The sequence below is a fragment of the Paenibacillus alvei DSM 29 genome (assembly GCF_000293805.1).
Taxonomy (GTDB): domain Bacteria; phylum Bacillota; class Bacilli; order Paenibacillales; family Paenibacillaceae; genus Paenibacillus_B; species Paenibacillus_B alvei.
In genome coordinates, this window is sequence record NZ_AMBZ01000001.1 from 1,326,713 (window position 1) to 1,348,365 (window position 21,653).

Annotated in this window: 15 protein-coding genes and 3 pseudogenes; 3 read left to right on the forward strand and 15 right to left on the reverse strand. The window is 43.4% G+C overall.

What is annotated here, in order from left to right; genetic code table 11:
- Window positions 1–18: 18 nt before the first annotated feature.
- Complete coding sequence (locus PAV_RS36820) at window positions 19–147, reverse strand: hypothetical protein (protein ID WP_262866445.1); 129 nt, start codon at window positions 145–147, stop codon at window positions 19–21.
- A gap of 431 nt (window positions 148–578) precedes the next feature.
- On the opposite strand from PAV_RS36820, the gene PAV_RS06110 reads away from it, so the two are divergent.
- Entirely contained in the window at window positions 579–1,868 is a 1,290-nt protein-coding gene (locus PAV_RS06110) for an esterase/lipase family protein (protein ID WP_005544372.1), read from the forward strand.
- A 198-nt stretch (window positions 1,869–2,066) separates the two neighbouring features.
- On the opposite strand, the gene PAV_RS06115 is transcribed toward PAV_RS06110, so the two are convergent.
- The 6 genes and pseudogenes from PAV_RS06115 to PAV_RS06140 all read right to left on the reverse strand — a co-directional run bounded on the left by PAV_RS06115 (window position 2,067) and on the right by PAV_RS06140 (window position 8,193).
- Window positions 2,067–2,384 carry a DUF2642 domain-containing protein gene (locus PAV_RS06115; RefSeq protein ID WP_005544373.1) on the reverse strand — a complete coding sequence of 106 codons (318 nt, stop codon included), beginning with the start codon at window positions 2,382–2,384 and terminating at the stop codon, window positions 2,067–2,069.
- Window positions 2,385–2,547: 163 nt separating this feature from the next.
- Window positions 2,548–3,381 (reverse strand): annotated as a pseudogene (gene mle, locus PAV_RS06120) (alpha/beta fold macrolide esterase).
- Window positions 3,382–4,128: 747 nt separating this feature from the next.
- Window positions 4,129–5,955 carry an alpha/beta fold hydrolase gene (locus PAV_RS06125; protein ID WP_005544377.1) on the reverse strand — a complete coding sequence of 609 codons (1,827 nt, stop codon included), beginning with the start codon at window positions 5,953–5,955 and terminating at the stop codon, window positions 4,129–4,131.
- Window positions 5,956–6,014: 59 nt separating this feature from the next.
- Entirely contained in the window at window positions 6,015–6,599 is a 585-nt protein-coding gene (locus PAV_RS06130; protein ID WP_028402269.1) for a TetR/AcrR family transcriptional regulator, read from the reverse strand.
- A gap of 382 nt (window positions 6,600–6,981) precedes the next feature.
- Complete coding sequence (locus tag PAV_RS06135) at window positions 6,982–7,548, reverse strand: DinB family protein (RefSeq protein WP_005544381.1); 567 nt, start codon at window positions 7,546–7,548, stop codon at window positions 6,982–6,984.
- 273 nt (window positions 7,549–7,821) lie between these two features.
- Window positions 7,822–8,193 carry a winged helix-turn-helix transcriptional regulator gene (locus tag PAV_RS06140; RefSeq protein ID WP_005544382.1) on the reverse strand — a complete coding sequence of 124 codons (372 nt, stop codon included), beginning with the start codon at window positions 8,191–8,193 and terminating at the stop codon, window positions 7,822–7,824.
- A gap of 239 nt (window positions 8,194–8,432) precedes the next feature.
- Between PAV_RS06140 and PAV_RS06145 the strand changes: the two genes are divergently transcribed.
- The gene (locus PAV_RS06145) at window positions 8,433–9,626 is read left to right on the forward strand and encodes an MFS transporter (RefSeq protein WP_005544383.1); all 1,194 of its coding nucleotides are present in this window, start codon (window positions 8,433–8,435) and stop codon (window positions 9,624–9,626) included.
- 23 nt (window positions 9,627–9,649) lie between these two features.
- Window positions 9,650–10,492 (forward strand): aldo/keto reductase, encoded by an 843-nt coding sequence (locus tag PAV_RS06150; protein ID WP_040735534.1) that lies wholly within the window; start codon window positions 9,650–9,652, stop codon window positions 10,490–10,492.
- A gap of 121 nt (window positions 10,493–10,613) precedes the next feature.
- On the opposite strand, the gene PAV_RS06155 is transcribed toward PAV_RS06150, so the two are convergent.
- The 8 genes and pseudogenes from PAV_RS06155 to zwf all read right to left on the reverse strand — a co-directional run bounded on the left by PAV_RS06155 (window position 10,614) and on the right by zwf (window position 21,588).
- Complete coding sequence (locus PAV_RS06155; RefSeq protein ID WP_040735536.1) at window positions 10,614–11,609, reverse strand: hypothetical protein; 996 nt, start codon at window positions 11,607–11,609, stop codon at window positions 10,614–10,616.
- Window positions 11,610–11,841: 232 nt separating this feature from the next.
- Complete coding sequence (locus PAV_RS06160; protein ID WP_005544386.1) at window positions 11,842–13,119, reverse strand: L-lactate MFS transporter; 1,278 nt, start codon at window positions 13,117–13,119, stop codon at window positions 11,842–11,844.
- A gap of 161 nt (window positions 13,120–13,280) precedes the next feature.
- A complete protein-coding gene (locus tag PAV_RS06165; RefSeq protein ID WP_005544387.1) occupies window positions 13,281–14,027 on the reverse strand; it encodes a LytR/AlgR family response regulator transcription factor in 747 nt (248 codons plus the stop codon).
- Window positions 14,024–15,666 (reverse strand): annotated as a pseudogene (locus PAV_RS06170) (LytS/YhcK type 5TM receptor domain-containing protein). Before PAV_RS06170 ends, PAV_RS06165 begins: the two are co-directional and overlap by 4 nt.
- 211 nt (window positions 15,667–15,877) lie before the next feature.
- Window positions 15,878–17,300 (reverse strand): annotated as a pseudogene (gene gndA / locus PAV_RS06175) (NADP-dependent phosphogluconate dehydrogenase).
- 81 nt (window positions 17,301–17,381) lie between these two features.
- Window positions 17,382–18,053, reverse strand: coding sequence for a fructose-6-phosphate aldolase (fsa, locus tag PAV_RS06180; RefSeq protein WP_005544396.1), 672 nt, complete (start codon window positions 18,051–18,053; stop codon window positions 17,382–17,384).
- Window positions 18,054–18,092: 39 nt separating this feature from the next.
- A complete protein-coding gene (gene tkt, locus PAV_RS06185; protein WP_005544398.1) occupies window positions 18,093–20,087 on the reverse strand; it encodes a transketolase in 1,995 nt (664 codons plus the stop codon).
- Window positions 20,065–21,588 (reverse strand): glucose-6-phosphate dehydrogenase, encoded by a 1,524-nt coding sequence (zwf, locus tag PAV_RS06190; protein WP_005544400.1) that lies wholly within the window; start codon window positions 21,586–21,588, stop codon window positions 20,065–20,067. Before zwf ends, tkt begins: the two co-directional genes overlap by 23 nt.
- Window positions 21,589–21,653: the final 65 nt, after the last annotated feature.

Here is a 21,653-nt window from a genome sequence, read left to right on the forward strand (position 1 = left end):
TGTTGACATAAAGTCATATTAGCTATAACGCCCCGGTTTGCAATCACTCCCCCTTGCTGCCCGCTGCTCTGCAACCCCGCCTTCGCTGCTATAAGCAGCACTCGTAATGCCAAGCTCTCCACGGAAGCGCAAAACTTCCAGTTTCACTGCAACCTCCCCGGGGCATAAACGGACGGAGCCGTCTCACAGGTCATTGAACAATGGCATAGAGACGGCTCTATTTATCATTCAGCAGTCATTTCCAAGCGTATTATATCATTTCCCTATTATGAGAAATTCAGCCCATTCTTTCCCGCTTATCAACGCTCCAAATCGATCCCTGGACGACTAACCCTTCAAAAAATCTATTTACTAGAAAATATTTAATTTACATAGTTGTCATTAATAGGTTTATATGGTAAATGTATATGTATAACACCATGCTAACTGTCCTCCCTCAAAACACATCCCTTCACACACATCCACAAAAATCTCCTTTGGTATCTTCATGAATCCAGCAATGTTAGAACAGAAAGAATAGCGGAATTTTGAGAGCATCTGTTTTGAAAACGATTACAAAACTAGATAGGAGGCATTTTATGATCCGTAAACTGTCAAGCTTCATTTTGCTCTTCTTTATTCTTTTTTACTCTATTCTTCCTATCAACTTGCCGTCTGTCCACGCGCAAGCCGACAATGCCATTACCAACAATACCATTGCCAACAATGACTTCCCGATCGTACTGGTTCATGGATTTGGAGGCTGGGGAAGAGACGAGATGTTTTCGTTTAAATACTGGGGTGGATTCGGCGATATTCAAGAAATACTACAGAAACACGGGCATTCCGTTTATACAGCTGCGGTGGGAACGGTATCGAGCAATTGGGATCGAGCCTGCGAGCTGTATGCACAGATTAAAGGGGGAACCGTAGATTACGGCAAAGCCCACTCAGAACTGTACGGTCACGAGCGATATGGGAGATCGTATGAAGGGCTGTATCCATCCTGGGGAGAGATTGACCCGAATACGGGGCGCCCGAAGCAAATTCATGTGATTGGACACAGCATGGGAGGACAAACCGCACGCATGCTGATTCATTTGCTGGAAAAAGGAGATGCTGCTGAACGTGCTGTCACCGCTGCATCTGATCTATCCCCGTTGTTCAGTGATCAACCGCTTCCGTATGTTAGCAGCCTCGTTTCCCTAGCCGCGCCGCATAACGGCACCAGCTTCACGCATTTTGTAGAGGGAGTCATTCCCTTTATCCACCAACTAATCGGCTTAATTGCCGCAGCCTCAGGTAATGCCGAGCACCCCCTATATGATTTCAAATTAGATCAATGGGGATTGAAACGAATGCCCGATGAATCCTTTTTTGATTATTTCCAACGAGTAATAAATAGTAAATTTTGGAGAATATCACAAGACAGTTCATTATGGGATTTAAGCCCTAACGGGGCCAAACAGTTCAACGAGCAAGTACAGGCAAATCCAAGCGTCTATTATTTCTCGGTCGCCACCAACAAATCATATCGCATCCCGCTATCGGGATGGCATGCGCCAAAGTTGCTCATGAATCCGTTATTGTTGCCGCCGAGCTATTTTGTCGGTTCCTTTGCGTATGATTCCCCAGGACATGTAGTCATCGATGAGGATTGGTGGCCAAATGATGGGCTGGTGAACACGATTTCCATGGACGGCCCAAAAAACGGCTCAAGCGATCAAATCGTTACTTACCAAGGAAAGCCGCAGGTTGGGAAATGGAACTATTTAGGACTCATGGATTCTTGGGATCATCTCGATGTCGTTGGATTGGGCCTGAAAAATACGGATGATTTTTTCCTCGACTTAGCGGCTATGCTGGCCGAGTTGCCTCCGGCAGGCTGATGAAACAGATGTCAAAAGAGAAATAAAGTGTTCCATTGACTTCTATATAAAATCAGCGGCAATCGTTAAGACTGAAAAATAAAGTCTTAGAACTGCCGCTGTTTCTTTTTAACGCTTCTGTCCCCTATTCGTAGTATAATGCAAGCCATCGATAGCCCTACACCATTATCTTTGATAAATATCGACTCTCATCCATGCTTATTTCTCATCTGCTTTCTCAAAATAAACGATTTCACATAATCGAATATGATGCTTTTTCCCGCGAACTACAAGAGCTACGTGATCGATGAAAACATCATCCAGAGTACCTACTAATTTGCCGACAGTTGTCGTGATAACAACCGCTAATCCTTTGTGTTGGATCAAATGCTCGATGAATTTGGGTTCCACAGATGTCGTGTACATGACATGTTGCGGAAACATCAAGGTTCCCTTGCTCTGTACATCTTCATTCCGATAATATTGCGGAGCTGGGTACATGGCTTGCGGATAGCTATTGTACATAAACCTATTCATGTGCTGCATACCCCTTTATCATAAATTACAATCATATCTATAACTTATGGCAAATACCCATGCGGTGTTCCACAGCACGCCAAAAAAAGAGTGCCCTGATCAAACATCAGGACACTCTAAAGAGTACTATTTGTAACCCTGTTTGTTACTGCTTTAGTTACAACTACGTCAACGATGTGTGGTTCGAAATTGCTTGAATAATCGTATTCCAATCGTCGAAGTGTATTTCGTGCCCCATTCCATCAAGCGTTAATAAGGATGCATTTGGTATTTCATTAGCAAGTGCAACTCCATGTTCTAATGGAAGAATCGTATCATCTGTACCGTGAATAACCAAAGCAGGCACATTGATTTCTTTTAACTTTCATTCGTAAGCGTCATCACCTGTAAGTAGTGCGTGATTAAACATACTAAGCAGATTATTAGCTCGTTTTATCTCGCGTATTACTTGCTTATACGCTCTATTCTCATCAAAGTCATGCTTGGAACCACAAAGCAGGCTAGAGCCTTTGACCAGGTATTTTGCAACCGCCTCTTCATCCGACCAATCCAGTGCTGCTCCATCCGCATGATAAGCAAGTATCTTTTCATCCATCGGAGGCAAGCCTCTATCATTCTCATCAGATCCAAAAATAGATGAGGCAATCAAAGCCATGCTTAGAACTCTTTGAGGATATTTAATTGCAATTATCTGTGCAATCATGCCACCCAATGATAATCCGACGAGGTGCGCTTGGTTAATTCCATATGAATCAAGCACCCCAACTGCATCATCAGCCATGTCCGCCACAGAATATTGAGACTTCCCAGGCGGATAGGTCGTTGTACGTCCCACATCTCGGTTATCAAATCGAATCACATAACGTCCCGAGTCAGCCAAGCTTTGGCAAAATTCATCATCCCAATAAACCATGGAACACATGGCTCCCATAATCAGCAGGACAGGAGGATGAGTTGGATTGCCGAAACTCTCTGTGCATATATCAATTCCATTGATTTTTTTATCTTTTCACTCATGAGATACTCCTCATTTCATTCGAATTTGTTAATGATAAAAACACACTCAAATAAACCCATACATTTTTCAAAAAAATGATGAGAGTAGTTGAACTGTGCTTCAAATTAACGTAGACGAATGAATTTAATAATCATGAGAAGACCTCTCCTTCAAAACACAAAATTAGGGGTTCACCCCATACCCATCAACTTAAGAAATTAATTGTTCCCCAAAACGAAAAAAGTGAACTAAATTCCCATGGACACCTATGAAAAGATGAAATTTTCGTTTCTGTTAGGTTGATGGGCATGGGATACCGCTCAACATTTTAACAAAATATATACTAAGCAAATTTCAGCATAAAGTAAACCACTTTTTCTTAAAATTGTTTCTTCCCTTTCTCGGCGAAAACCAGCAATAATCCAAACAAATAATAAATGATACTTACCGTAATAACACCATAATCAACCTTATCTTCAGGAAACTTATGTATGTTTCAAAGAGACTCCGCCTTTTCAACGTACAATGAACTTCAACAATTACTAGCTACTTCCTAAACATTGTTCTTCATTTACCAACCTGTTTATGCTTTTTTCAAACTTTGCAACAGAACCAGTTTAACCATCATCATGTTCATGGAACTTTAGGTTATTTAAGTCCAGTTGAGTTCAGAAAATGAGTCCTTAAAAAAGCAGTCTGAATTTGTGTTGACAATCCACACCTCCATCAATACTATCAAAAGAACCTTTATACTGTTACAGCTTGAGAAATCCACTGAGCAGTTAGTTCAGGAAATTCAACAGGAAACTGATGACCGTACTGAATACGTGTAATATCCAAGTGTTCAAACTGCTTTGGGACATGATGATCTTTGTCCAAAGCTCCCCATAGTATCTTAATTTTCCTCTTATCCCATGTCTCGGGATTTAACTGAATGGATTTTGATATAGTTAAGCAAGACATGACCGTAGCGTTAGTTTTGCGAATACGAGGGGATTTTAAATCACGGACCACAGAATGAGCGTAATTACTCAATAACTGACTCGATGTTCTGAAGCTATTGGCTTGAAGTAGCTCTTTTTCCAAACGGGCGGGCTCCATATATTTTAGAACGAAACTTGTAATACGTCGAAATCTATATTTAGGTTGGATAGGATGCAGTACTGGCTGCAATAAAATGAGTTGTTTGATCAGTGAGGGCAGCCGTTCCATCACTTGAGCCGCAATCAATCCGCCAAATGAATGCCCCACTAATATAACGGGTCTGTTCAACTCAGTGATCATAGTGGAAATGCTCTCTACATAGCCTTCTAGCACAGAAGGATTATGGTGATAAGGGGTACGCCCAAATCCAGGTAAATCTACGAACCAAGTATTTAAACTGCTTAAAAATTGTGAGAGGGGCAAAAGGGCATCGGCATTGCTGAACGTCCCATGAAGAAAAATAATAGGCGTTTCATTCCTATCTTTCTCTAGCGAAACTAAGTTAGCCCTTCTTCGTTGACTAAAATCTTTCTGCTCATTTTGATTCAGGCCTAAATGATTTAACCGATAATCCAAATCACTAATGATAAAAGGGAGCGTGGACGGAACTACGAATGAATTTCTGCCGTTCCTTTGTTCTATTTCTAATTTACTGTAAACAGGGAATTCCGACTTAACAAGAAAACTCATGGATTCTTTAGGAATACCAAGCATCTTACCAGCACCCATTCTAAGCACAGTTTTCAATAACGGAAGCGGTATAGTTCCTAACGGCTTTGTTGTCTGCAATTCGTGTGCCATGAGTTTGATGACAGTTCGGATCGACGGACTCTCTTGCTTAGAATCTAAAAGATAGTAGGTATTGCTTGATAACCCTTCTGTATTAGCAAGTTTTGAAATAAACGAAGCCACATGATCAATATGAACCATCGGTAACCAATAATCGTCGCCGCCTGGAACAAGTGGCATAAGATTTCGCCTTACGGCATCGACTAAGATACTAAGGCCTCCAATCTGTTCTGTTTTCCCTGAGAAGGAGTCTCCGACGATTACACTAGGATTAACAGTAGATAAGGGAATGCTCATGTTATGAAGAGATTTTCGTATATAAGAGTCGGCTAAAAACTTCATTTTTTCATAAGGCGGTTGATTGTCCAGCAAATGATCTAGATCCAACAATGCATTTTGTTCATGATAGGGACTCATAAAGCCTACGACATGGATAAAATGCTTTAATTCTTTTGCAGCGTGGATATCCTGTGCTAGCCGAGCAAGGGATTTTGCAGGAGCGAGGAAAGACTGCTCAGCTTCACTGAGGTTCAACTCAATATTCATTGGACCTCCTGCATGAATAATTAGATCAGTTGCAAGTAATTGCTTGTAGCTGTCATCACTTAAACCTAATCGAGGCTGCGTTAGATCACCGATAACAGGAACAATGTTGTTCTGTTGATCGGGTGACAGTTGATTGATGATGGTAAGAAGACGATTTTTTTGACGTACAAGTGCATAAATCTGATGCTGAGAAGCTAACTCAGCGATTAAATGACGTCCAATATAACCAGTTCCGCCGGTCATGAAGATATTCATAATAAAAACACTCCTTTATTATTTTATAGTACTAACTAGTACTAATATATCTAAAAATATTACTTTAGCATGGAAGCTAAAGCAGGAAATAAATTTTTGATCATATCTTGGTTGTTAGAAGCTTGAGCCAAGAAGAGAGCACCCTCAATAGAGGAGACAATCAACATAGCTGTTTGTTTAACAGGCAGCTCTTCCTTTAGTTCTTGTCGTGCAATCCCTTGGGCTAAAATCAATTCAACACCATGCAGCTGTTTTTCAAAAAAACTCTTGATTCTATCTCTAATTTCAACCGCGTCAATAGGCGTCTGTGTATACAGAGTCAGGAAAGGACAACCGCCAAGGTAGTTATTTTGTTCAATAGTATCGCTTAAAATGTGGAGTACCGCTTCTAATTTCTCCTGAACGGTGAGCTCAGTTTGAGACACAATATAATTAATTCGCTGCTCGTAATGTGCTATCAACTGATTAACAATAGCGAGCAGCAGCTCCTCCTTGCTCTTAAAATAATAATAAATGTTCGTTTTTGAAACTTTGCTACGTGCGACTATGTCGTCCATGCTTGTTGCCAGAAAACCTTTAGTAAGAAACAATGTAAAAGCGGATTGCAGAGCAATATCTTTATTACTAAGTGTATTTTTTTTCATATTAGTACTATACAGTACTACAAATGGAGAGTCAAGGGAATGATTGATGAAATGCATAGGGGTTCGATCGAGATATGTGTAAAAATAGGTTGTAGGCTTTCCACTTATTTATCAATCTTTGCAAAAAGATATCCAAGGATAACAAAGTGATTGTTTCGTCTGTTCAATTTCTTACAGAAAAACGGACGAAAATCCCATAGGTATGAGAAAAAAACAGCCTTTGATATCTTAGGCATCGTATACAATTTTTCTATTTCTCACAATCATGTAGCGTAATCTAAAAATTTGAACCCCGATAGGGTTTATTTGGTATGCAATTTTATTACTCAAATGGATTGAATTCGAAACAGATTATCTATACGAAGTCAATCTGTTCGTCAGCCTAACCACTTTGCATTTGTAAGAAAGCGTCCAGCCGCTCCTTCTGAAGAAGATGGTGGCGGTAATGCATCTCCACCATTGCGAACCATTCGACCGCGTTTAACGCGCCGAAGGCTACAGCCGGATGAATCGCTTTCCGCTGCAGCCGCTCTGAATCTATGCTCTGCAGCAACGTCCCAATCTCATGCATGCGGCGCCTTGCTTCCTCCAGCTTGGCAACAAGCTGCTCCTTGCTCTCCGGCTGAGGAGGCGTATACTGCAAGTCGGCCGGTACCTGAATACGAACCGGCGGGAAGCTCCCTTGCTCAAACACGGCATGGCCAGCCTCCGTTTTCCCGCCTGCCTCCTCGCTGCCGCCACCAGGCGCCATACACTGCTCCGCAAGACGGAGCTGCAAGTTCAGCGTGGAATGGGGCAGATGCAGATACATTTGTCCCAGCGACCATTCGTTCTCGCTTGGCTTGCGCCACAGTTCCGTCAGACAATACTCGTCCAGCTCCTGAACATAATGCTTCGATATCTCGTCGAACCGTACTAAAATATCCGCAATCCTCATGTTCTTGTTCATCAAGATCATCTCCTCGAATACAGAAGTACTCTCATCGTATGAGAGGGTTCAAGAAAAAAGCATATTCGTAGTTTATATCTTTAATTCTAAACCTTCGTTGAAAATCCTGCCCGATAAATGAATGCCATTCCCGCTCCAATCCTGTTTTTTCTCAGATTACAATTTTGGAAATAAGAAAAGAAAACAGCCGATTTCACCTCTAAGGAAATCGGCTGTATTATCTGTATTACGATTCATGTCCCGGAAGAAATGGGAATGAGGTATACACATCCCCTACTTAAGCTGTTCATTCAACACACTATCTTCTAACACAGAAAATTTATCCCCATATACTTTCGTTAAATGTTTCTCCCCCCATGTACATAATGAACTTAAAATCCCTTCTAAGCTTCGTCCATATTCACTAAGCTCGTATTCTACTCTTGGTGGAACTTGATTGTACACGATTCGATTGATAACCCCATCCTCTTCAAGCTCGCGCAGCTGTTGGGTAAGCATTTTTTGCGTAATACTTGGCATGAGCCGCTTTAATTCGCTTGTCCGTTTTTTTCCGTGAGTCAAATGGCAAAGAATCACACACTTCCACTTTCCACCTATAACTTCTAATGTCGCTTCAACAGAGATATTGTATTTCTTCTTTTGCATCGTGATTCTCCTCCTTCTTATAGGCACTAAAAAGTACCTATATTACTTTCTGGTTCCTATATAACTTTCAAGTGCGTACTTTCATTTAAGAACGATATATTTCATAATAACATTTGTCGGTTGAGAAATACTATACTTTCTTCAATTTCACAATAACATTTTGAGGTTGATACCCTTCAAATTTTATTATTCGCTGAAAAGAAAGTTCCCATTTATATAACAGAAAAGGAGGAGACAATATGGAACTAAATAAAAAGCAAAGCATGTTAGCATTGCTTGCCTTAGCAGTAAGTGCTTTTGCAATCGGAACGACTGAATTCATCAGTGTCGGATTGCTGCCTCTTATTGCAAATGATTTAGGTATTCCAGTTACCACGGCAGGATTAACAGTGTCCCTATATGCATTAGGAGCAACGTTTGGAGCTCCGATTTTGACAGCTTTGACATCAAGTATGTCACGTAAGAAATTATTACTTTGGATCATGATTGTCTTTATTATTGGCAATACTGTTGCTGCAATCTCAACGACAATCGGGTTATTGCTAGTCGCACGAGTGATATCAGCATTCTCACATGGGGTCTTCATGTCAATTGGATCGACAATTGCAGCCGATTTAGTTCCAGAAGACCGCAGAGCTAGTGCGATTTCCATTATGTTTACCGGTCTTACCGTAGCTACAGTAACGGGTGTTCCATTCGGAACCTTTATTGGGCAGCAGTTAGGATGGAGAACCGCCTTTATTGCCATTGTTATCATTGGTGTTATTGCATTACTTGCAAATAGCATACTTGTTCCATCTCAATTGCGAAAAGGAGTAAAAACTACTTTTCGTGATCAGCTTAAACTTGTAACAAATGGTCGGTTATTGCTATTATTCATCATTACAGCATTAGGATATGGCGGAACATTTGTCGTGTTTACCTACTTATCACCATTGCTTCAAGACATCACTGGGTTTAAAGAAGGAACGGTAGCTGTCATTCTGTTAGCTTACGGTATCGCGATTGCGATTGGGAATATGATTGGAGGTAAGTTATCGAATCGAAACCCAATTGGTGCATTGTTCTATATGTTTATAGTACAAGCAATCGTCTTATTTATTTTGATGTTTACAGCACCATTTAAAGTTGCTGGGTTGATAACCATCCTGTTGATGGGGCTGTTGGCATTTATGAATGTGCCGGGCTTGCAAGTATATGTTTTGATACTGGCTGAGCGCTTTGTTCCTAGTGCGGTTGATGTGGCATCGGCAATCAATATTGCTGCATTTAATGCCGGAATTGCGATAGGCTCCTTTGTAGGCGGTCTAGTTACTGACTCGATAGGACTAATCCATACGACTTGGATTGGAGCACTTATGGTAGTAGTCGCTACAATCTTAACTGGATTTAGCAGAGCTATGGAACGAAAAGATCAAGTAAGCAAAAAATAAAAAATTTGGAGGTTTTAATTATGATGGCAAAAAATTTGCAAGATACAACAACTTTGAATAATGGCGTGAAAATGCCTTGGTTTGGACTTGGAGTTTTCAAAGTCGAAGAAGGCCCTGAATTGGTGAATGCAGTCAAAACAGCGATTAAACATGGATACCGCAGCGTGGATACCGCAGCGATTTATGGGAATGAAGAAGGTGTTGGCCAAGGGATCCGAGAAGGCTTGAAGGAAGCGGGCATTTCAAGAGAAGAGTTATTTGTCACTTCTAAGGTTTGGAACGCGGATTTGGGATATGAATCTACGATTGCTGCTTATGAAACAAGCTTGAAGAAACTGGGCTTAGAATATTTGGATTTGTATTTGATTCATTGGCCGGTTGAAGGAAAATATAAAGATGCTTGGAGAGCGTTGGAAACTCTTTATAAAGAAGGCCGCGTAAAAGCAATTGGCGTAAGTAATTTCCAAATCCATCATTTGCAAGACTTGATGAAGGACGCTGAAATTAAGCCGATGATCAACCAAGTAGAATACCATCCACGATTGACTCAAAAAGAGCTGCAAGCATTTTGCCAAGACAACGGTATTCAGTTTGAAGCATGGTCACCACTCATGCAAGGTCAATTGCTTGACAACGAAGTTATTCAGGAAATTGCGAACAAGCATAATAAATCTGTTGCCCAAGTTATTTTGCGTTGGGACTTGCAGAACGGAGTGGTTACCATTCCAAAATCAACAAAAGAGCATCGAATTGTTGAAAATGCGAATGTGTTTGACTTTGAACTGACAAAAGAAGAAATGGAAATCATTGATGGATTAAATCAAAACCATCGTGTAGGTCCAGACCCAGATAACTTTGATTTTTAATAAAAAACTCGGGCTGCGAGTTCTCAGCGTGTAGAGAAAGAGCTATTCTTTCTCTACACTTTTTTATGTTGAAACAACGACAATCTAGAGCTATATTTCCTGCTGACAGTAGCGCTCCAGCTTAAGGCGTAAGAGAAAAGGAATAAAATTCTCCTTTCTTGTTGATCTTGCCCACGATTGTAGGTTGTTTGTCCTTCTTAAATGTATATTCGTTCAATTTAACAGTCACTTTATATCCGGCCAAATTGACATTGAATATTGATTTAACTTTGCCGCTTGCTGCAGAAATCGCTTGTTTTGGGGTATATTTGGGTTTGGCAAAGGATTTGGCAAAATCTTTGTCGCTCGTCCAATCCGTATAAATCGTATCGACTTCCAACACTTGATTAGTTATTGCGTCAATCTTGACGCTATGATGATCGTAGTGATCTCTAAAATGCCAAAAATAGCTGCCGGCGACTTCATCCTTTACCCGCTCCGCGCGAACAAGATTTACTTTTTCTTTCCTTAATTGATTAATTGCGTTAACAGCTTTATTCAACAATTTTTTATCTACTTGGGCTGAGGAATAGCTTTGTCTGGCGATGATTTTGTTCCCTTTGTCGAGATCGATATCCAGCGATGCTGTCCCCCAGAATACCCAGTAATTTCGCGGCTCATTATCTTGATATGGCGATTTTACTCTCCATAATGCGTTGAACGTTAATGGATATTTCTTATCCTCGAACTTCGCGATGAAAGCATTCACCTTCTTAAGAACGGCTGACTCCAACGCAAGATCCTTATCTTTGATTTGATAATAGACGGTTGCATTATTCACTCGTTGTTTTTTCTTGTCGTAACCAACAGTAAACCTTGCTGCAGGCTGGGACAGCTCCCCTTCTAGATCAATATTGTCACTATTATTCGCCATTACTTTGAGATCCGATTTCATCTCATTGCCTTTTGCAATATCCCCAAGAGCGGCTTTGACCTTCTCTAAAACAGTTGAATCGAGCTGTGATTTAGCCGTACTTTCAATAACTTCTGTGTGCGTTTCTGCCTGTACAGGTCCATTAAAAAAGCTGCATGTCAATAAGGCGGCCATAACGGTAAGTAGAGCGATTCTTCTTCGCATATAAACCCTTCCTTCATTATGGAAAAATGTAACTTCATTTTTTAGATTCATTTCCTTTTTAAAAGGTTGCACCTTTACAGACATTAGAATAGTAAACATCATTCCAATAAATTTTCTTATTCAACAAAAAACAGGCGTCTTTTACACCGCTTACCTGTGCAAAGAACACCTGTTTGTTTTTGGTAACACTCTTTTGAGTAGCCTTTCCTATCAATCTGAGGTTCCACTGCGTTTATCCCACATTGTAATGTGGTTTTAGCACAACTTCTTGGTTCACTTCTGGTTTCGCTTCTTGGTTCTTCTTCGACTGATTACGTTGGCTAGGTACGGAGATAAAGATCGCAATCAAGAAAGAGAGCATACACAAGACCGCAATGACGGTAAAGGTAATTTGGAAACCACCGAACAAAGCACTAAGGAACGAACCAGCCAAGGCACCTAACCCGAATCCTTGATAAATGATTCCATAGTTCTTGCTTTGGTTCTTCAAGCCGAAATAGTCTGCCACAATCGCCGGGAAGACCGTGATATTACCGCCAAAGCAGAATGCGATCACCGCGACACAGGTGAAGAAGATGCCCAGATTCAGAGGTACAAAGTTCAAGGCCATGACGGACAATGCCGTCGCAAAAAGCGCTCCCGCTACAACTTTCATACGTCCTACTTTATCAGACAATGCACCGAGAATGATTCGACCGGCTGTATTGAAAATCGCCACCATAGCTACCGCATTCGCTGCTGTGCTGATATCAAGACCGGCTAGCTGCACACCGATGTCTTTGACGATACCAATCAGGTACAATCCACTCATACAAGCTGTGAATAGAATAAGGAAGAGCATATACGCTTCTTTCGTACGCAGCATTTCTTTCACTGTATAATTCCGCCCACTCTGCGACTCCGCAGTTGCGTCTGCAGGTGTTTCCGTAATTACGGCTTCTTTGATTAACAACGAACCGGCAATCACCATGACCATCACAATCAATCCCCAGACCAGAAATGCATAGGAGACCCCCATCGTATTGATGAAATTCACATTAATATATTTGAAAACCAAGCTGCCTGTCCCAAAAGCTCCCACCGAGATCCCCGATATTAATCCTTTGCGTTCAGGAAACCATTTCATTAAATTCGATAGCGATGTGATGTAGGCCGTACCATCCGCAAAACCAACAACCACACCAGCAAGCAAGTACAACATCCACAACGATGAAACCTGTGAGCTAGCGATAAGCCCTGCACCGAGAACAACACCTGCAATCATCGTCATACGCCGAATTCCGATGCGATCCTGAATTTTTCCGGCGAACAATGTCGAGAAAGCCAGTGCAAAACTGGTGATGGAAAATGTAATCGATACGGAGCTGAGCTCCCATCCAAATTTGTCGGCTAACGGCTGATTGAATAAACTCCACGTATATATGGTTCCTAATCCCATTTGTACAATGATTGTTCCAAGGACGATCAGCCAGCGATTTACCTGCGACCCAGTTGCTTGATGCGTTCTCATAATAGATCCCCTCTTTCCATTCTGCTATGATCAAGAGTTGTGTTTTATCAGTAGGGAGTGAAAGCTCTTACGCTTTGCTTTTACACCCTTATCTTACAAGATAAAACGCTTTCTTAAGCCATAAGCGGCATGAAATGACGGGATTGCGGAATGAACTGCATTTATATATGCATCAACTGCCTGAATTCTTTGACTTTACTTCTGCTGACGGGCACTTCGGCATCCATATCACGCAGACGCAGCAAGTAAGTATTGTTGAACCATGGAACGATTTCATGGATTTGAGACAAATTGACGGTATAGGAACGATGACAACGATAGAATCGATCTTGAGGCAGCATAGCATGAAAGTCCGAAATACTCATCGGCATCGTATAAGTACCACTCTTCGTGAATACGTTCGTTACCTTCTCTTGTGCTTCCGCATAGTAGATGTCATCGCTATCCGTAACGATATACTTATCATTTTTCAGCAGATTAATGCGTTTCTCCTCAGATTTTGGCCTGTTGTCCGCAGGATTGGAACTTCCACCTTGCTGCACATCCCGTTCGAAGGCGGTCTCCAGCTTACGCAGCATCGCGGCAATCCGGTTCTCGTCGTAGGGCTTCAAGATATAATCAAAAGCCTCCAGTTCAAAAGCTTGAGCGGCATGCTCCTTATAAGCGGTTGTAAAAATAACATACGGTTTATGCGCGAACTTACTAATATTCGTCGCTAGCAGCATCCCGTCCAGGGATGGAATGTTGATATCGAGAAAAATCGCATCGACTTCCTTCTCCTGCAGAAATTTAAGCACATCAAGGCCATCCTCAAATCGCTCCACGATTTCAATGCGGCTATGTTTGGTAATCAAATATTCCAGCTCTTCACTGGCCAATACTTCATCTTCCACAATTATCGCTCTCATCGTGTCTCCTTCTGTATGTCAAAAAAGATATTCGTTCCTTGATCTAGTCGCTCCACTGTAACACCATGCCCGAAAATGAGCTTCACACGCTTATGCACATTAAATAGACCAATATGGTTCGGCGGAACACGCTCCTCCATCACCTGTTTTATGATATCTTCACGGATGCCCACGCCAGTATCCTGGACACCAATTCGAATGTAATCGTCTGTATCTTTAACATAGATGGTGACCGTTCCAGGCCCTTTCACCTTCAATATACCGTGGACAATCGCATTCTCCACTAACGGTTGAATGATGAGACTCGGAATCTTCACGGCGACTTCATCCACATCATAAACGACATGCAGCCGATTTCCAAAGCGTGCCTTTTCAATTTCTACATAATTCCGAACCTGCTCCAACTCCTTATGGATATCGATCAAATCATCCGTTAACTCCAAATTGTAACGCAAATATCCGGATAAATTGACGATCAGTTCCCTCGCTTGGTCCGGTCTGGTTCGGATCGAGGATCCAATCGCGTTCAATGCATTGAACAAAAAATGAGGCTGAATGGTTGTCTGCAGCGCTTTGAGCTCCGCTTTATTCGCCATTTCCTTAATCTCTTCCACACGAGAAACTTCCATTAATGTCGAAATAATCTGGGATAAACCGACGGCCATAGTCTGCAGCGGATAGGTAATTTTATGGGCTTTCCGATAATAAATCTTCAAGGTCCCCGTCACTTCTTCCCGCTCTTTCAGTGGAATAATGAGCAAGGATTGAATGCCGGGCATCGCATCGTCCAACGCATGGTTGCTTATCATGAATTCCCCGCTTCGTATCGTCTGTTTGGTCATATCACTGATGATCTCATGCCGGAATTGATAGCGGTCTTCCCCAAAACCGACGTAAGCGAGCACGCTCGAGGCATCCGTAATCGCCACTGCATCGGCTTGAATATCTTCTTTAATAATGGAACAGATCTTGTGCAAGGATTCGGTATTGATAGAGCGGAAATAGGGCAATGTCTTATTCGCAATGTCCAACGCTAACTTCGCTTGCTGCGCAGCGATTCCTTCCCGCTCACTTTCTACATTCTGAATTAATAAAATGATCAATCCCACATTCAATTGCCCTAGAATCATCGGTGTTGCTATTCTGGATACAATTTCATTGCCTAAGGTTGTAGGCTGCGCCATGAATATGATCAACAGCATCGTTAAAGCCTCGCAAGCCATCCCGGCAACAATCCCGATAAACCAACGCTTCGATTTCGGCGTTCGAAGATGAATATAGCCAGATACCAGCCCCGCAATAATACTTGTGATGAGACATGGAATCGAGGTCACCCCGCCGATATCGATCAAATAACGATGGATTCCGGACACCACGCCCACGACTAGACCGACCCAAGGCCCGAATAAGATGCCTCCTGCCATAATCACGATAATCCGTACGTTGACCAGCGAGCCTTCCACATCAATGCCTGAGTAGGTGCCAAATAGTGCAAAGGTACAGAACAGAATCGTAACAACGGCGAACTCCTTCGTGGTCAGCGATTCCTTTTGCAGAATCTGCTTAAAGCTCGGAATACGAGTTAAGAAAACAAAATAATGAGCAATAATGCAGCCCGCTCAAAGAGCTGAAGCAGCATCGTGAAATCTCCGTCTATGGAAACTACCTCCCGTTAACACAAGCTGTTTTTGTGTTTATTTTATCAAAGTTTGCTCTGTTTTCACGTTCCAATTCCATACATAAAAAAGAGCGTGTTTTGAAAAAGATTGTTCAAAACACGCTCTTAACCTATTCTATTGAATTATACTTTTAATAAGGTTTGAAGGATTGCGCCACAATATTAATATTATTTATTCTTCATTATTTTCCATCCATTGAAAGTGGAAGCTCCCCTTTTGATCAACCCGCTCGAACGTATGCGCCCCAAAGTAATCCCTCTGTGCCTGAAGCAAATTAGCCGGCAGTCTTTCCGTCCGATAGCTGTCATAATAAGCTAGAGCGGAAGCGAATGAAGGAACCGGAATTCCTCTAGCTACGGCAATCGATACGACTTTTCTCCAGGCTTCTTGATAGTTCGCAATAATCCCACTGAAGTATTCGTCCAACAACAAGTTTTTCAATTCCGGGTTCCGGTCGTATGCATCCTTAATATTTTGTAAAAAATCTTGCGCGGATAATACATCCCCCGCGGAAGATCATGGCGATGCCTCCATAGTTCAAATTCCAATTGTACGCGTCGGAAGCAGCTCTCATTTGCGCAAAGCCTTGCGCATACGAAGCGATTTTGCTGGCATACAAAGCTTTGCGAACGGCCTCGATAAATTCCTTGGGATCGCCGTCGTAGCTTGATGCTGCGGGGCCTTTCAACTGCTTGCTTGCGGCCACGCGTTCTTCTTTCATTGCGGAGATAAACCGTGCAAACACGGATTCAGTAATAATGGACAATGGAACTCCCAGATCCAATGCGCTTTGGCTCGTCCACTTCCCCGTACCTTTCTGTCCTGCTGAATCGAGGATGACATCCACCATAGGCTTGCCGGTTTCCGGATCGGTCTTCGAGAAAATATCGGCTGTAATTTCAATCAAATAACTATCCAGTTCGCCTTTGTTCCATTCGGAGAAGATGTCATGCAACTGCTCGGTATTTACGTTCAATACATCTTTGAGCAGATGATACGCTTCGCCGATGAGCTGCATGTCACCGTATTCGATGCCGTTGTGCACCATTTTGACATAATGGCCGGCGCCATCTTCTCCGATATAAGTTGAGCAGGGATCGCCGTTCACTTTGGCAGAAATAGCGGTCAGAATTGGCTCGACCAGTTCATAAGCCTCTTTTTGCCCGCCTGGCATAATCGCGGGACCGTTCAGCGCCCCTTCTTCGCCGCCCGAGACACCCGCGCCAATAAAACGGAATCCCTTGGCTTGCAGCTCTTTGTTTCTTCTTTGCGTATCAGGGAAATAGGCGTTTCCGCCGTCGATAAGAATATCCCCTTGACTCAGGTAAGGAACAAGCTGATTGATGGTATCGTCCGTCGGTTGCCCCGCTTTGACCATGATCAGAATTTTCCGCGGCGTCTCGAGCGATTGGACGAATTCTTCAATACTATACGTGCCGACGAAATTCTTGCCTTGCGCCTCCGCCAGAAGCTCATTCGTTTTCTCTGGCGAACGATTGTATACCGCAACCGAGAACCCTTTGCTTTCTATATTTAAGGCCAGATTTTTCCCCATGACGGCCAAACCTACCACGCCGATTTGTTGTTTCTTCATTGCAATTCCCTCCCAGTCATTTCTATCTATAGGCACGCCTCCATCAACGGGAGCATGCCGCGTGCCTTCTTGTTCACTTCATCACTTAAAGCTCGGCTGTTTTTTCCAATCGGCAGCGAATTTGTCCATGCCTTGATCCGTTAAGGGATGCTTGGAAATTTGTTCGATCACCGCAAATGGAATCGTTGCAATATGCGCGCCTGCCATCGCTACGCGCGTCACGTGATCCGGATGGCGGACGGATGCCGCGATAATTTGCGTGTCCAGGTTATGCACTCGGAACAATTCAGCAACTTTCGTGACGAGCTGGACGCCGTCTTCCGATATATCATCCAAGCGGCCAAGGAACGGCGAGACATAGGTTGCGCCTGCACGAGCGGCCAGTAAAGCTTGGTTCACGGTGAAAATCAGCGTCACGTTCGTTTTCACGCCTTTGTCGCTCAAATAGCGGCAAGCTTCAAGTCCGGCGAGCGTCATCGGAAGCTTGATCGTGATGTTTTTGTCATTATTATTGATTTTAATTAGTTCGTTCGCTTGCGCGATCATGTCTTCAGCTGTCACCGCATCAGGCGTTACTTCGGCAGAAACCGATTCAACTCCGGGTACTTCCCGCAAAATCTCGGCGATTCGATCTTCAAATTTCACACCTTCCTTGGCGACCAACGACGGATTCGTCGTAACACCGGATAAGATACCGATTTTATACGCTTTTTTGATGTCTTCTACATTTGCCGTATCGATAAAAAATTTCATAGGTAAGTACCTCCATTATTTTATTGGACACATTTATTATTACTTCAGTAATTCCTTCGTCAGGCGAACCACTTGATTTACGGAGAATCCAAAGTATTCCATAACCTCCGTACCAGCGCCAGAGGCGCCAAATGTATCGATCGACAGTACTTTTCCGCCTTGTCCCGTATAACGATCCCAGCCTAACGAAATGCCAGCTTCAATGGCCACCCGCTTCGTAACGGAATTAGGAAGGACACTCTGCTTGTACTCTTCGGGTTGACGATCGAACAACTCTCTGCTTGGCATAGCAACGACGCGTACGGAAATGTTGTCCCGCTCCAACTCCTCCTTAGCATTCATGGCCATAGAAACCTCTGATCCGGTTCCAATAAGGATGACATCCGGCTGGCCGCCTGTTTCGCTCAAGACATAAGCTCCTTTGGCTACCCCTTCAACATTGGCCTTAGTGGCTTCATATACAGGGAGATTTTGTCTGCTAAGCACCAGAGCTACTGGGCCTTCATTTTGCTGCAGAGCATACGCCCATGCGCTTGCCGTTTCATTGGCATCGGTCGGACGTATGACCGTAAGTCCCGGAATGGTGCGCAGCGCAGCCAAGTGCTCAACGGGTTCATGGGTAGGTCCATCTTCCCCAACAGCAATGGAATCATGGGTAAATACATAAGTCACAGGCAGTTTTTGCAGCGCAGCCAAACGAATAGACGGGCGCAAATAGTCGCTGAATACGAAGAAGGTGCTTACGAATGGCTTTACACCTCCATGCAAGGCCATGCCATTGCCGGCTGCACCCATAGCATGCTCACGGACGCCAAAGTAAATATTGCGTCCCGAGTAGGACTCCACAGCAAACTTTTGCTCTCCTTTGATGTCCGTCATCGTCGAATGCGATAAATCGGCACTTCCTCCAAAAATCGAAGGTACAGTTTTTACGTAATGATTTATCGCTTCGCCGCTTGCTACACGGGTAGAAATCGTTTTGGAATCGTCGAACGTTAGGATGTCCGCTGCCTCAATCGATACGGAACCGTCGATGACTTGCTCAAGCTCCTTACCCTGCATAGGATATTGCGCTTTATAGGCCGCGACCAATTTGTTCCACTCTTCTTCTTTGGCCTCGCCCTTACGTTTCAGCTGCTCGAAATGCGCATTGACTTCTTCCGGAACGGTGAACTCTTCCTCATACTTCCAGCCGTAAATTTCCTTGGTCGCCTTCGCTTCTTCCTTGCCGAGCGGATTGCCGTGTACTTTGTTCGTTCCCGCTGCCTTGCTTCCGTAACCAATAATCGTCCGAATTTCGATAAGCGTCGGCTGGGCATCGTTATGCTTGGCTGCGGCGATCGCTTCTGTAATCTTGGAAATGTCATTGCCGTCCTCGACCCGGATATATTCCCAATTGGCCGATTCCGCTCTTTTTTGCATATTTTCGCCGAAGGAAAGGTTGAGCCCTCCATCCAACGAGATGTCGTTGGAATCATACAATACGATTAATTTTCCAAGCTTCATATGTCCTGCCATGGACATCGCCTCGTAAGAGATTCCTTCCATTAAGCAGCCGTCTCCGACAAGCGCATACGTATAATGATCGATTACCGGGAAACCGTCTTGATTGAATTTCGAGGCCAAATGAGCTTCGGCCATCGCCATCCCGACTGCCATCGCCAACCCTTGTCCCAGAGGTCCAGTTGTCGCTTCTACGCCATCCGTGTGCCCATATTCGGGATGCCCCGGCGTTTTGCTGTTCAGCTTGCGAAACTGTTTTAAATCATCAAGCGATACCTGATATCCAGACAAGTGCAGCAGGCTGTAGAGCAAGGCTGATCCGTGACCCGCAGAAAGAACGAAGCGGTCGCGGTTAAACCATTTGGCATGTCCGGGATTGTGATTTAATAGTCTGGACCAAAGAGCGTATGCCATCGGCGCCGCTCCCATCGGCAGCCCCGGATGACCGGAATTGGCGCGGTTGATAGTATCGATAGACAATGTTCGGATCGTATCGACAGCTAATTGATCAATGGTTTCCTTGGTAAGCATATTGTTCTCCTTCTTCCGTTTTAATATGTTGTTCTGGTTTGTCATCGAACCACCAATGGTAGCCGTCCTTCGCCAATAACGCATCGGACTCGGCAGGACCGTAAGTGCCCGCTTCATACCGATGAAGCGGAACCAGATTCTCCTCGAATGCTTCCAGGATCGGTTGAACCCATTTCCAGGACAATTCGACCTCATCCCAATGTGCGAAGAACGTAGGATCTCCTTGCATAGCGTCGTAAATCAAATTTTCGTAAGCCTCGGGAACATCGCCCTTGCTCTCATGAAAATTCATTTGAAGGGGCTTGAACTCCCCTTTATGCAAAGGATCTCTTGTATTTAATTGCAGCGTAATGCCTTCATTAGGACTAATTTCAAATACCAGAAGGTTAGGCGATTTTCTTTCAGTACTTTTCTGAGAGGACATCTTTAACTGTTCCTTGAACTCAATTACAATCCGCGTTGATTTCTCTTTCATTCGTTTGCCTGTTCGGATATAAAAAGGTACGCCGCGCCAAAAGAAATCATTGATCTGCAATTTAGCGGCAATAAACGTATCGTTCATGGAAGTAGAAGCGATCCCTGGTTCGGAGATATAGCCGATTACCGGCTTTCCTTGAACGGTTCCTGCTTTGTATTGACCACGGATAATGCTCGCGCTCACTTCCTCTTTATGCAGCGGCTCGAGGGCTTCCATTACCTTTTTCTTCTTAAAGCGCACCATTTCCGAGTCGCTGTTGATTGGAAGATGACTCGTCAGCATCATCAATAATTGCAGCATATGGTTTTGGAACATGTCTCTTACGGCGCCTACGTGATCGTAATAACCCGCTCTTTCTTCTACGCCGACAGTCTCGTTTGCTGTAATTTGCACGTTGGCAATATAACGATTCGTCCATAAGGCATTAAGGACCGGATTTTGCTGCAAAATCTCAAGCTTCTGAATCAGCGGCTTGCCGAGATAATGATCGATTCGGTAAATTTCATGATCCGCAAAAGCTTGGCTCAGCTTCTGATTTAAATCGCGAGCAGATTTCAAATCATGGCCGAAAGGCTTCTCGATCACGAGACGCTTCCAGCCATTCGCGGAACCGAGCCCGCTTTCCTTAATGCTCGCTGTGATCGTTTCAAAAAACTCCGGTCCGACAGATAAATAAAACAGGCGATTCGGCGGAATGTTCAGCTCTTCTTCTCTCTGTTCAATCAGTTGAAGCAGCTTCCTATAATCTTCTTTGCGATCTATATGAAGAACGCTGTAACGGAATAAGCTCACAAAATCTTTGATTAACGAAGAATTGTTCGCTTCGCGTCTGGAAAAAGTACGGATAGACTGCTCGACATTTGCCTGAAACGATTCATCAGACAGTTCTCTTCTCCCAAGACCAAATAAGGAGAATGATTGCGGCAGCTTCCGATCGATATACAAGTTGTAGAGGGCAGGGTATATTTTTCTTTTGGCTAAATCCCCAGTCGCTCCAAACAAAACAAAAGTGGTCGGCTCCATGTTTCTCTCTCCTTCAAGCAGCGCTCTATTAAACAAGCTCTGGTTTCTATTTCGTAGTTCCACTA